This window comes from Melghiribacillus thermohalophilus (assembly GCF_004342905.1).
Lineage (GTDB): Bacteria > Bacillota > Bacilli > Bacillales > Alkalibacillaceae > Melghiribacillus > Melghiribacillus thermohalophilus.
In genome coordinates this window covers 80,104-94,024 of record NZ_SMAN01000010.1, presented here as the reverse complement: position 1 = coordinate 94,024, position 13,921 = coordinate 80,104, and the positions used below count along the sequence as shown (strand labels likewise).

Here is a 13,921-nt window from a genome sequence, read left to right as displayed (position 1 = left end):
GGGTTCGGACTAATGTCCCGTCGCTTTGCTTCGCCCTTGACTGAACCTTTTGAAAATTCATCATGTGGTCTTCGGGATGATGAAACGAAAAAAAACGCAAATCTGCAGGATACCTTACCTGCTTACACAAAATTCTTGACGTTACCTATTTACTGTCTACAAATTCTATTAGATATTTTTGAAAAATATTATTGGTGACTTGTTCTTTTTGTAAGGTAATATATTGTTCATAATACATAATCATTGTTTTTAATCAGAGATCAGTTGTCCATCGGATGGCATATGATTTCTTTCATACTCAATGAATAAAGCTGTGGACTCCTGATATTTTTTTGCCTTATCACTTTCTCCAAGAACGTAGTCATTATTTTTATGTATTTGTGGCTCGTCTATGTCTAGTTTTGCACGAATATCCTCATTTATCCTTTCCATTTCATCTCGGTCTGTTTTCGTAACCCCTTGAGCCAAAGTTAAAAAGACCTTGCTCATATCTTCTCTAAACAAGTAAACGAGATAAAAACCTTCTTGAGTAGTGGTAGTAACTTCTTTATTCATAATGGCAATCCAGGGGACTTTAGCCCAGTTTCCTTGCCCTACTGAACCTTTCACCACATATCTATCTCGATCAACATCTGCTACTTTAAAAATCTTTTCGGGAATTTCACTTCTCACCAGCGTTCCAAGAGGATGCTCCGCAAAACGCTCGGTAATTGCGTTGCCGTACTCATTCATTACCTGTAATAATAGTTCCCTTAGATTAGACATTGTAGATTCCTCACTTTTCATGTTCTTTCCCATTTTCATTTTGCTTTTTTAATTCATGTTCTCAATCCTACATCACTTAAAAAACGATATTAATCAAGCCAAGGGCGTTTAATTTCAAGGATATTATCAGCATCCGTTCGGATATAAGTTACATACCAGCATTTTTCTTCTCTATTTTCTATTTATATACAAACACATGAATTGGATGTAAGATTTTCTGTTTAGATCGGTCTTTATTTGCGTTCAAGAGATTGATGTTTCAAGCTTTATATATATGAGGTTTTGTGGGCACATTTAATAAAAGGTTTATCACAGCGGATTAAGCGCGAGAACACAAAGATCTTTTTAAAACTTAAGGTTTAGGATTGGATTGGCAAAATATTTAGTTATATTTTACCATATCATATCGTTATTTGTTGAAACTTCAGTACATTTACAGCTTTTCCTGATTAAAAAATAGAAATTCTTATGGAACTTACACTCAAATTAAAAATAGTGAAAGTTTAGCTCCCAACTGTCAGATGATCTTTCAAAGTATAACTAGAGATCGTCGAAAATGTAAGGTGCCTCCAGTGTATACTTGTGGCAGATTAATGGTATAGAAAAAGATTTCATCACTTTGAAATGTTACAAAATCTTCTGCAAGCAGTTCTTTTAAATACTGAACTAAAGGAATGTTTGTGAAGCTGTTACTTTTGTGTGACCTGGAATGATTTGACTCTGATTTTACCAAGCTGTATAAATGAGCATAAAAATAATAAAAGAGATATACCATTTCTGGCATACCTAATAATTTATAAACTATTAAATGGTGTCTAACTCGTAAAAGTTAATATTTGTTGTATATCTCCACAGGGAAATTAATCCACGCACCCAAGTAGGGTGCGACCTAAATGAGACACGTAATAGATCAACAGGCTAATTTCAATCCACGCACCCAAGTAGGGTGCGACTAGATTACGTAACAGGCATGATCGCAGCATTTTTCATTTCAATCCACGCACCCAAGTAGGGTGCGACAAGCACAGGCACTACAAATACTAAACAACTTGAAAGATTTCAATCCACGCACCCAAGTAGGGTGCGACTTTTGATGTATTAGCAGGCGTAGTAAAAGTCTTTGGATTTCAATCCACGCACCCAAGTAGGGTGCGACAAGTACACAGGTGACGGCACATCCCACTCATGGGAATTTCAATCCACGCACCCAAGTAGGGTGCGACGCAAGTCGGCGACCGTGTAATTGTAGTATCTGATATTTCAATCCACGCACCCAAGTAGGGTGCGACTGCCCAGCTTTTTAATATTTTCAGAGTATGAAATATTTCAATCCACGCACCCAAGTAGGGTGCGACTTGATGGTGATCGTATTGATTTAGTAGATTATTTAATTTCAATCCACGCACCCAAGTAGGGTGCGACGCGACTTGCAGGTCTAAATACCATGACCGGCGCAACCGATTTCAATCCACGCACCCAAGTAGGGTGCGACTCTTTTGTTTTGCGGGGCTTCCAGCCTTTGTCCTTATTTCAATCCACGCACCCAAGTAGGGTGCGACGGGATTTTCATGACCCGGTATCCGATCGCTTTTTTATTTCAATCCACGCACCCAAGTAGGGTGCGACCACATCAGCCCCATTTTCACCGTCTTTGCTAAAAATTTCAATCCACGCACCCAAGTAGGGTGCGACGGAGATCCGGGAAACGCTGCACGAGCATAATGTCCATTTCAATCCACGCACCCAAGTAGGGTGCGACTGTATGCATCTTGTGTTAAAGCATATTCTTTTTTTTATTTCAATCCACGCACCCAAGTAGGGTGCGACGACATACATCTCTCGCCCATCTACCGTGACTCTGATTTCAATCCACGCACCCAAGTAGGGTGCGACCGGACACCAGGGAGATCGCCATCAAAAACTGGGGATTTCAATCCACGCACCCAAGTAGGGTGCGACCACATCAGCCCCATTTTCACCGTCTTTGCTAAAAATTTCAATCCACGCACCCAAGTAGGGTGCGACGAGGCGGCGAAAGCCCAAAATAAGCAGGATTGGGTTATTTCAATCCACGCACCCAAGTAGGGTGCGACTGCAGTAGATAACCAGGCGTTAAAAGACTCAAACATTTCAATCCACGCACCCAAGTAGGGTGCGACACAATCAACTGGTGTAAAGACAGATCTTCCTTACATTTCAATCCACGCACCCAAGTAGGGTGCGACGCCTTTGGCAAGTCGTGGCTCACTCCGCTCGGCTATTTCAATCCACGCACCCAAGTAGGGTGCGACGACATACATCTCTCGCCCATCTACCGTGACTCTGATTTCAATCCACGCACCCAAGTAGGGTGCGACTCGTCCGCCAGACGTTCAGCGTTACCTTTATTTGCATTTCAATCCACGCACCCAAGTAGGGTGCGACCACTTTTGTCGGACTATCCACCGTTACATTCGCATATTTCAATCCACGCACCCAAGTAGGGTGCGACCGTAGTTATCGGTAGTATTGGTAGATCCAGATATTTCAATCCACGCACCCAAGTAGGGTGCGACACTTCCATTGTTGCGATGCCGCAGAGATTGTAAATTTCAATCCACGCACCCAAGTAGGGTGCGACGATTATATGACGGTTTCAGAGGCCGCGTATAAGTGATTTCAATCCACGCACCCAAGTAGGGTGCGACCTTTTGGCAAAGCGGCTTCTTCCCCATACTGTGTGGATTTCAATCCACGCACCCAAGTAGGGTGCGACGTTTTTGTCTTCGGTATCGCTTTTCTATTTCTATATTTCAATCCACGCACCCAAGTAGGGTGCGACCGGGGTTAGTGCTTCCCTTCGTTTTGTGAACGGGATTTCAATCCACGCACCCAAGTAGGGTGCGACACTATATATCCAGCAGCCATAAAGGCGGGCAATATATTTCAATCCACGCACCCAAGTAGGGTGCGACGGCGTTTTGTCATCTAACTGCCGCAAAAGCCGGATATTTCAATCCACGCACCCAAGTAGGGTGCGACTCATAGCACTGGTTCAGCCGGAAGTCTATCTTTGGATTTCAATCCACGCACCCAAGTAGGGTGCGACGACAACCGAACCGGGGTGTTGAATCCTGTTTCACATTTCAATCCACGCACCCAAGTAGGGTGCGACATATAAAAAATATATAAAAGGGGTGATAATTATGATTTCAATCCACGCACCCAAGTAGGGTGCGACCTATACAGAAGATCTATTGATTATTTTTGACGATATTTCAATCCACGCACCCAAGTAGGGTGCGACGGTTCTTTTAGCGGACCAAATCCGAGCGGGATTATTTCAATCCACGCACCCAAGTAGGGTGCGACAAAGTTAAATCATAGATTGGTAGGTGTGTAGAGTATTTCAATCCACGCACCCAAGTAGGGTGCGACCGGATACGGATGGTTTTCTCACCTATCCAGGACGATTTCAATCCACGCACCCAAGTAGGGTGCGACCAGTGTGGCCGGTAATCCTTCATAGGCAACGCTGATTTCAATCCACGCACCCAAGTAGGGTGCGACTTTCAATGTCCGTTTGAAACATAACCGCAATTTCTATTTCAATCCACGCACCCAAGTAGGGTGCGACGCCGAAATCAGGACTGGTTTCATCGTTATTTTCAAATTTCAATCCACGCACCCAAGTAGGGTGCGACGCTAAACAAGTGTGTGACTTCGATCTCGAAAAAGATTTCAATCCACGCACCCAAGTAGGGTGCGACACGACGTAACAATTCCAAATCATACGCACACAGTATTTCAATCCACGCACCCAAGTAGGGTGCGACCCTAAGCACCTGCTGAGACAAGAGGTCACCTATATTTCAATCCACGCACCCAAGTAGGGTGCGACGCTACTGTCGCACCGCCGCCTTCTGTGGCTTGCATTTCAATCCACGCACCCAAGTAGGGTGCGACAATGATGCTTTGATTCAAGCTGATAAATACAGAATTATTTCAATCCACGCACCCAAGTAGGGTGCGACAGCGAAAATAGTGTAAAAGTATCCTTATTACGAATTATGAAACAACATCTCGACAACTCCTTTCCATATTCTTCAAGAAATCCACTATAAATCTCATAATTTACTTGTTATTCTGGTGCGAATACCCCTGGGATTTGATGTTCACTTCCTATCCGCACCATTATAGTTCAGATAATCAATGGATCATCCATATCAACTGTTTCCTTAGCACCAATATGATCAACCTTTGTTTTATAATTGTTCCCAAGTTTATAAAATCTGAGACTATCTTTATCTTTATCTATTAAATTCTCCAGTTTATATTTAAGTTCCTTTAATTTTGTGGAATCAACATTGCATTCGAAGACGGAGTTTTGTACTCTCAACCCATAATCCTGACATACCTTAGCAACTTTTCTCAACCTCTTTTTGCCAGCCGAATCCATAGTATTCACATCATATGTTATGACAACTAGCATAATTCAGTCCTACTTCCAGAAAAACGGAGGATATCCATCCAAATCACCCCTCAAATGTCTTGCAAGTAACAATGCCTGTGCATGTAAGACCAACCCCCAGGGTATCTTTTCTCCTAAAAATGGATGTGTGATTTTTTCTTGCTTCTTTTCCTGCCAGGCTTTTAAAAACTTTTTTCTGGCCTCATCATTCATAATAACTGCTCCACTTTCTTTCTTTGTAAAATCCTCAGGTTTTACGCTTCTTTTATTGATTAAGGAAATGACAAACCGATCGACATAGACACTCCTTACTTCTTCCATGAGGTCAAGTGCAAGCGATGCTCTTCCCGGACGATCCTGGTGCATAAATCCTACATATGGGTCTAACCCCACTCCTTCTAAAGCTGATTGTGCATCGTTCGCTAGCAATGTATAACCAAACGATAGCATAGCATTCACATTATCCAACGGTGGTCTTCTGCTTCGTTGGTTAAAGTAAAAATCTTCTTTTTGCTGCAGGATCATCTGGTCAAAAACTTTGTGGTACAAAATAGCTGCTTGTCCTTCATATCCCCTTAATGTTTCAAGGTTTTCAGAATCTCTGATCCTATTCATTAGCTCTGACAGATGCTTTGAAATTTCTTCAAATAATTCAACGTTTATTCTTAAAGGATGGTCTCTTTTGGCTCTTTCGATCACCCATTTAGAATTAAAAACTTTCCCTAGTATAAAATATTTGGCAATTGAAGTTGATTTTCTTTCGTTTTCAGAAATAATATATTGCGTTTTTCTTAGTACTACATTTCCCCGTGTTTCACCCGATACTCTGGCTAAAAACCTCCCATTTTTTGATAAGAATACAATCGGGATATTTTTCTTTGCACACTTTCCCATCAACCCCGGGCTTGCACCAGAGTATCCAAATGTATAGATAGTTTCCAGATTATGCAGTGGGAACCTTGCTACTTTTTCATCATTTTTATTTACCACCACATTTTCGCCATCCAATGACAAATATACTTCAGGCGTAGTAACAAATAATGTATTTAGCAGCCTTTTCATTCTTTCAAATTCCTTTCAATATAACGACTGACAGATTCTTTTTTCATCAATCGCGGTACACAAATGTTTTTTAGAGAACAGTTATTACAGAAAGATCCCGTTTTAACTTTTGGTGTATGTTTTTTCGTAAAATAATGATGCATTTCCATGAAAATATCTTTTACTTTATTTTTTAACGAATCAGTAAACTTAATTTCTGTTCTGCGCCGTATCTCATTGTAGTATAGATACCCTTTTTCCACCTTACAAACCAGCATTTCTTCCAGACACATAGCCTGCGCCGTTAATTGTAAAATATCAGCATCATCTTTTTTAGGCTTTCCCCGCTTATACTCAACAGGAACGGGAATATATTTTTTCTTGGTTCCTTGTATAGATACACCCAGTTCATTCTCAACAAATTCCACTACATCACAAACTCCGGTTACACCCAGGGTACTTGATTTTATGGGAAGAGCACGGACAATCAGTCTGTCGGATCGTTTCTCTTTAATTGCTGGTTGATCAACTTTTTTATGTATGTGCTGACCTTCTAAAGTCCGTACATTCTCTTCCCATTGTTGTTCAATATGGATCAAGGCCCACTGACGCTTACAAAACTGAAAGTGCTGAATTCCAGATATCATTAAATATTCTTCTTCATTATTGTCCATCATAAAATTCAACTTCCAGGTCCTCTAATTGATCCAAGTTAATTTTTATATCATCAATAGATTTCGGTTCGTCAGTCAACGGCTCAACCTTTAAAGAACGATGTACTTTTGCCGAAGAGTATTGTCCCAGTTTTGAATGGTGCTTCCACCAATAAACTTTATGAACTTCCATACTACCGTCAGGACGTGCAGAAGAACTATCATTTTCAAACAATGTTAGAAGGGCTTCTTTAATTTTTTGAGCATCTTCATTTGTAAAGCCGGTTTTTTCTGCAAGTTGTGTATTGATGCTCCCGTAAAAGACATAAACCCCAAAATCTACTCGATGTTTCATTCCCATAGTGTCCGCACCTTTTTTATCCGACGAAGTTGAATTTACACTCTTCGTGATCTGTAAACTAGATATATCAATAGGATGGACACTTACAGCAGGATGAATGGAAACAGGTCCACGTATTCCTACAGATAGCTTATCCCATGCAAAAACTTGTCCAAAACTTCTTACGTCCACCCATGTAGAGCATGCAACTTCTGTAAACTTTTGAGGGTCTTTTTCCTTTTGTGCTTTTTTCAACCCCTCTACACTATCGGCCCTGTCCTTTAAACTCTTAAACCCATCCAAATTTCGGTCATTGGATTGAACAAAAATCGATTCACCCATATCCTGTAAACGATTTCTAATCTTCCGTTTTAGACATACATCCGATACTTCACCATAACCGTCATAATTTTGTCGTGGCCGATTTCCATTTAAAGGATCCCCATTAGGATTTGCATTTTTCACCGTAAAAACAACTGCAAAATCAATTTTATTTTGCAAAGGTTTCATGTTTCTCATCTCCCTCATTTTTATTATTGTTTGATTTATAATTGTATAGTTCATATCGTTGGCTATAGAAACCTAGTAAATAGATTCCACTTAACGGTTTGTTGTTAAAATCTTCAAAGCGTATTTTTGAACCAACTTCATCAATTAAGCGATTAAAATATATAGCTTTATCCCCTAATCTAGCCTGATAAGGCTGTAAATTAGCCTGAATTATTTCCCATGTTCTAGCTGGATGTCTTGCGAAAGCATTCATGTAACGTATGGCATTCGTAGCGCGTTTTGAATCATCTGATAATGCTTTCCTTTCTAACACATCGGCAATCGCTAACAAGCGACCAAACAAATAATCACGATGAGTGTTTTTAAGATCTAAGGACACATTGTATTCCTCCTTTTCGTATTGTTTTCTCATTAACGCACAGGCTATACTTAATGTTTGTTCCCATTGCCATGTTTCCATAGACACTGGATTAGAGGCTCGGTTATACACACTTCTGATGATATCCAATGGAATATTTCTGCGTTCAATAATACATGGAAGCAACCTCTCTACCAATCCTTTTTGTACTTCTTTTTTTACATTAGGACCATAAGCAGCCTGTGCAATTTCCTTTAGTGCTGGAGCTCTGATAAATTCAATGATCTTCTTGTCTTCGTTCTTGTAACGATGCAGCCAGCTGCATGATTTATGCCAGCTTTCAATATTTTCAAGATACTTTTCCTTTTGTAAGTTTCGATAGTAAACAACTGCCATTCTTCCTGAAGTTGCAGAGTCGAGAACTAAAATGTTTACTTCTGATTTTTGGTTGTACTTTAGATCTTTTTTGTAGCCTGCTAAAGCCTGATTGACTTTTTTGGCAAACCCTTCATGTGTGCGATCTTCACTTAGGAAATCTGCGGGATTCTGAATACCTAGATCATGAAAGAAACTGAGCGTATCCTTTTGCGGGGCTGCCACTTTTGTTTCATCATTCCCCCAGACTAAAAACACTCGCTGATCGATTTTTTCACCTTGTTTTTGAATTAACCATTTCAGTGCTTGATGGGCTTTTTGCGAGACATCATAACTAATATTTGCTGCTTCATTAGGTTCTTTAAATCGTCCTTTATAGGTAAAATTTATGCTATCATTTGAGGAAATTAATTTAGCCCTGTCTGCTGCATGTCTGATTTTAGAAGAATGCTTCTCGGTTTTAGGTAAAACACTTCCGGAAACATAACATATGTCTTTCTCTCTTTCAGATAATGTTGATTTGTAATAGTTAATAAATGAATCAAATACATCTTTGTCCTTCCATACCTTTGTGTTGACTTCATTTGATAGATGAACATCGAAACGAACATAGGCTTTTTCCTGGGTTTCATTAATCACTTTAAAAATATCTGGTTTCTCACCAAATGAGTTTTTCCATTTGCTTATTAATTTTTGATTTTGATCTACATGTAAGACACCTTCTTGCACAAGATCATGAATTAAAGTACCTTTCCTTACATAAGAATAAATCGCTATAATTTTTTTATGAGCAAATGACGAGGATGCCCATTCTCCCAATTGATTAATATAATCCTGATAAAGATTTTTTCCTTTTTTATACGGTTGTACAAATTGTTCATAGTCTCCGGCGACATATTGTAAACTGTCGTGTAAAGGATGTGGTACAGGAGCGCTTGTTCTGCTAAATGAGTCTTCGGTACATGGAATGATGGTTGTTGCATCATTTTCATCTACTACCTGCGCCGACAAAAAGTCCCCTTTTTCATTAACAACGACTTCAACCTGGATCTGTTGAGTGGTATGGGCAATTGGCAGAAGAGTATAATTTTGGTCACTTGAATATTCCTCAAACTCTCCCACTCTATCAGCATTTAACTCATAGGTTTTATATAAGTTTAAGAGCCAGCTCATTCTATTATCACCCCTTTCTATTTAATTCTTCATATAAATCATCCACAGAATGGATGGAATTTTTGTCAAACTGTTTTGGCTTCATTTCCCTCAATGGGCGTATTAATTCACATTCTTCTGGTAAAATAAATTCGATATAACCATCCTTCATAACCGGCTTCCACAATCTTGCTTCCATATAATCTTTGCCTGTTTCATCTGGATAATTAATTCCATGTACCATTGTGCCGAGATGAATTTCACCGTAGTTGTCATAAAAACCTTCTCCTTCCCCAAATGTACATGGTTCTACATACGCCTGGCATTCTCTTGCTCCAAAATAAACGTCCCTTCTCCCGCCTGCTTTCACACTACGTTTTGCAATGTTATGATGTTTATGTTCATTTCGATCATATGCGAGATCAGGCCGGTATGGGTTAAAAATAAAATGGGCTTTGACTTGATAACAAACGTCTTTTAAGTAGGTATAATTGGCAAGCTCATTTTCTCCGTTGTTGTATTTAATGGGACGTACACCTTTCGATTCCATTTGGATCGGATTCATTACACGAACTGCATCGATTATCCACAGGATCGTAGGTTTCCAGTAGATGGATTCTACTATACCTTTTAGAGCCTGGTAGGTGGGAACCTGATACGATAACTTTTCACCCCCTATTTTAGTTATGGGATCTGTAAACAACGCATATTTCCCATAGACTTTAAATTCTATTTGATTTCGCATGTCATCACCTCGTATTCAGAGCATTTATATGAAAAGACTTTCCATTTCTCCATTGCCTTCAATGTTCAATCCAAAATTTTTGTCATAAGCACTTTGACGTAAAACTAAAAATTGGCCATCTTGCAGAGGTATTAAGTCCCCACTTTTTATTAATTCATTTTTCTCATGTTCGAAAATATCAATCGTGTATTGTTGTGCTCTTTTCAAAAGTACAGATACATCCTGAATGGTTAATTCTCCATTTAAGTCTGTGATAATATCTTCCCCTTTGCCATAAGGGACGATGACTGATGTGGCATGTTTATCAATAACCTTGAAATATTTTGCTGCCGTATTAAAACTTGTATTTAGTATTAGTGGATATTGATTATGTTTTCGATCGTAATTTTCACGAAACTTTTGATTTATGGATAACAATTGATAAATTGATGAATTTAGTTCGGGGATCATATAATCAAGTTCTCTTTCTAATTCATGGTAAAATTGTTTAAAATATAAACTGATGGACTCATAGGACATTAAATGATCTAGAGAGTTTCCGGAACCTTTCTCAAGTATCATTTTATAGGTGATCTCTGAACCAATTTTTATCGATTTTAAATGGTTTAGATGCTCTTCCTTATGCTTGATAATATAAACATTCCCAGTCTTTAACTCACCATGTCTATTACATCGCCCAGCAGCCTGTGCTATAGAATCAACTCCACTAAGCGAACGAATAACACAGCTAAAACTTATATCTACTCCTGCCTCAATTAGTTGTGTGCTGACACAAATGACTTTTTCTTTATTATCAAGCTTGTTCTTTATTTCGTTTAATATCTCTTTTCTATGAGCAGGACACATTGACGTACTAAGATGATAAATACTGTATTCGTTCGTATTCAACTGCTTTTTAAGCTGTGCATATAACTTTTTTACGACTTTTCTCGTATTTAAAATACATAGGATACTGTCTTCCTTTCCTATGTTTTTTAAAATAAATTCAGAAAGTTCTTCAGTACTCCACCCTTGAGAAGAAGTTTTGTCAAACAGGGCTACTCGTTTGAATGATTGTCTAACTTCACCCATGTTTTGTATGATTTCATCATCGATCTGATCAATTTTATTCTTAACGAAATCTAAAGCAGGTTGAGTTGCTGTACAGAGTAAGATTGTTGTTCCACATACATTCTTAAGGAAATTTATTGCTTCATTAAAAAGAGATACACAGTGAACAGGAACAGATTGTACTTCGTCAAAGATAATGACAGCATTCGCTAAACTATGTAATCTTCTGATATTTCTAGTTCCTTTAGAATAGAAATTATTTAAAAATTGAACCATTGTAGTAAAAATAATGGGAGAATCCCAGTTATCTTTTGCTAATCCAATTGATTTATGCTCTGTATAATTCCTTTGGTCTGTATCTTGCACAACGTTTGAATGATGTTCTAAAATATGATCTTCGTCTTGTAAAATCGTTTTTACCTCGTTAGCATTTTGTTCAATGATTGTTGTGTATGGTACTACATAGATAATCCTTTCTTTCTCATATTTAATGGCATGTTTTAGTGCATACCTTAAACTTGATAGTGTTTTTCCGCCTCCTGTGGGAATAGAGAGTGTGTAAATTCCAGTTGGCTTTTCAGCAAACTTATCACACTGATCAGACATATTGGCTCTGAGAGTATTTATTTTAGAATTGACATCATTATTTTTGTTTAATAAATTCAAATGCCTGATTAACTTTTTATAATAATTCTTAAATAACGGTATATTGTTCTGAGTTATATTCTTATAATTATTTTCTTCAAACATTTGTGTATCAGTACGATCAGCATCAATTAATGCACTAAAGATAAATTTAGTTAGGAATGAAAGAGTCAAAAAAGCTTTGTCAGTGCTCTTTGCATTTTTTTGTAAAACTTCTATCAGTTCACTTTTGCTTTTGTCTAAAAATTGTTCTATTTTTTCACGACCTATGAATGTTTCTAAACGATTCGTGATGTCCTTGTAATCTTCAATCTCCTTATCACATATTCTTTTTAAAAAAGGAGAGTTGTGATCAGGGTCTATAAAGTCCTGTAATCCCATGTGATGAGAAATAATAATATTCCCCAATATTTCTCCAATCATTTTGGATGCTTGATCATTTTCATGATGTGCCAGATTAAACACATATCTTCCTCCGGCCGTAGAGTGGTCCACACTACCCCTAGGTGGTGCATTATCAGGATCAAACACAGCACTGGTAATGTATTCTTTAAAAGAATCACTATATTTTCCCATATCGTGCAGTATCCCGGCCAATAATGCTAAATGCTTTACCCCAATTTTTTCTCCAAATTTTGCAGCTAACTTTGATACTTCTTCCAGATGTTCCTCCACTGATTGAATAGCATGGTCTTCATTTCTGATATGTGCAATATATCCCAATTTAAATCACCTCCTTAAAAAACACCCTTTTTAAAAGAATTACTGCACACCCAAGCAGGGTGTGACAGATTCTTTGAGCGAATGGCTAGATAACAAAATTATTTCAATCCACGCACCGAGGTAGGGTGATTCAGTCAAAAAAAATGTAATAGTACCTATATTAGGAATTTTGAAACATTATAAGGTAACTTCTTTACCAAATACTTCACTTCTTAATCCAAATTTATGTGTATTTTTCTGATGCGAAACTTCCGGGGTTTTTTGTTTACTTCGTATTCGCACCCAAAAACTCTATAGCTTAATTACTCCCATCATCTACATTTTACCATATAACCCTGTTATTTGTAGAATTTTCTGTATATTTATGGATTTTTCTCGATCAGGTTCCGGTATTTTAACGGAACTCCCACCTCTAATACAAACGGCTGAAAGTCCAGCTTGACATCGATGATATCATCGGTGGCTACGGGATCTGGATAGCTACAATCACGCTTCGTTCAAAGTTGTCGTCTCCATATACCTGAAGATAGGTTCCTTCACTGTCCCTTTCTGGCTGTACAAAGATTCGTCCGTAAAATTCCACCCCTATGCCGATATAGCCTGCTGGATTTTGAAAGACTTTTGCAAACTCTTCTGGCGGAAGATCTTTTGCTTCGGAATTGGCAGACTTGCCGGATGAGTTTGCGCAACTTTTTGTTCTGGGTTTGTGTAGAGCTATTTGACTCAGAACTGGCTGTTTAACTCGATTCGCTTCCTGGATCCGATAATAACTCCTCACCGCAGGCTGTCAGACTAAAAATCAGTGCAGCAAAAAATCAAAGCCATTATTTCCCCACAAATACTGTTTTTCCAGTAGATTTCTCATGTATCTAGTTTCGGAAACTATTTCACTTACCTTTTTAATGTAAGTATAAAAAAAGAGGTATACCATTTCCGGCATACCTACCTTTATGAAACTTTTTGGGGAGGTTTTCTAATAGAAGAATTTAAAAGATGCCCTTCATAGGTAAGGTTTTTACATTTACTGAATATCTCTTGATGAACATTTCAATCCAAGCACTCGAATAGGTACGACAGTGGCTTTGTGTGTAATAAGATCCTACTTGTAATAGAT

General features: G+C 38.3%; 10 protein-coding genes and 1 CRISPR repeat array. Of the genes, 1 reads left to right on the top strand and 9 read right to left on the bottom strand.

The genetic code is table 11. From position 1 onward, the window contains the following. The coding region (locus EDD68_RS15420) for a hypothetical protein (RefSeq protein WP_207902562.1) at positions 1 to 198 on the top strand (198 nt) is incomplete at its 5' end. A 51-nt stretch (positions 199 to 249) separates the two neighbouring features. Here EDD68_RS15420 and EDD68_RS08635 read toward each other — a convergent pair. The 9 genes from EDD68_RS08635 to EDD68_RS08595 form a co-directional block, all read right to left on the bottom strand. Further along, positions 250 to 804, bottom strand: coding sequence for a DUF3578 domain-containing protein (locus EDD68_RS08635; RefSeq protein WP_132371846.1), 555 nt, complete (start codon positions 802 to 804; stop codon positions 250 to 252). 818 nt (positions 805 to 1,622) lie between these two features. After that, positions 1,623 to 4,778: a CRISPR direct-repeat array (repeat unit 32 nt; unit sequence ATTTCAATCCACGCACCCAAGTAGGGTGCGAC). A gap of 167 nt (positions 4,779 to 4,945) precedes the next feature. Next, positions 4,946 to 5,236 (bottom strand): CRISPR-associated endonuclease Cas2, encoded by a 291-nt coding sequence (cas2, locus tag EDD68_RS08630; protein WP_132371845.1) that lies wholly within the window; start codon positions 5,234 to 5,236, stop codon positions 4,946 to 4,948. Between the two features lie 9 nt (positions 5,237 to 5,245). Next, a complete protein-coding gene (cas1c, locus tag EDD68_RS08625; protein ID WP_132371844.1) occupies positions 5,246 to 6,277 on the bottom strand; it encodes a type I-C CRISPR-associated endonuclease Cas1c in 1,032 nt (343 codons plus the stop codon). Next, a complete protein-coding gene (gene cas4 / locus EDD68_RS08620; RefSeq protein WP_132371843.1) occupies positions 6,274 to 6,933 on the bottom strand; it encodes a CRISPR-associated protein Cas4 in 660 nt (219 codons plus the stop codon). The genes cas1c and cas4 overlap by 4 nt, the downstream gene beginning before the upstream one ends. Further along, the gene (cas7c, locus tag EDD68_RS08615; RefSeq protein WP_132371842.1) at positions 6,920 to 7,759 is read right to left on the bottom strand and encodes a type I-C CRISPR-associated protein Cas7/Csd2; all 840 of its coding nucleotides are present in this window, start codon (positions 7,757 to 7,759) and stop codon (positions 6,920 to 6,922) included. The genes cas4 and cas7c overlap by 14 nt, the downstream gene beginning before the upstream one ends. Then, entirely contained in the window at positions 7,740 to 9,665 is a 1,926-nt protein-coding gene (gene cas8c, locus EDD68_RS08610) for a type I-C CRISPR-associated protein Cas8c/Csd1 (protein WP_132371841.1), read from the bottom strand. The genes cas7c and cas8c overlap by 20 nt, the downstream gene beginning before the upstream one ends. Before the next feature lie 7 nt (positions 9,666 to 9,672). Next, positions 9,673 to 10,389 (bottom strand): type I-C CRISPR-associated protein Cas5c, encoded by a 717-nt coding sequence (gene cas5c, locus EDD68_RS08605; RefSeq protein WP_132371840.1) that lies wholly within the window; start codon positions 10,387 to 10,389, stop codon positions 9,673 to 9,675. A gap of 24 nt (positions 10,390 to 10,413) precedes the next feature. Further along, positions 10,414 to 12,807 carry a CRISPR-associated helicase Cas3' gene (gene cas3, locus EDD68_RS08600; protein ID WP_132371839.1) on the bottom strand — a complete coding sequence of 798 codons (2,394 nt, stop codon included), beginning with the start codon at positions 12,805 to 12,807 and terminating at the stop codon, positions 10,414 to 10,416. Between the two features lie 463 nt (positions 12,808 to 13,270). After that, complete coding sequence (locus EDD68_RS08595; protein WP_132371838.1) at positions 13,271 to 13,585, bottom strand: hypothetical protein; 315 nt, start codon at positions 13,583 to 13,585, stop codon at positions 13,271 to 13,273. Positions 13,586 to 13,921 lie beyond the last annotated feature (336 nt).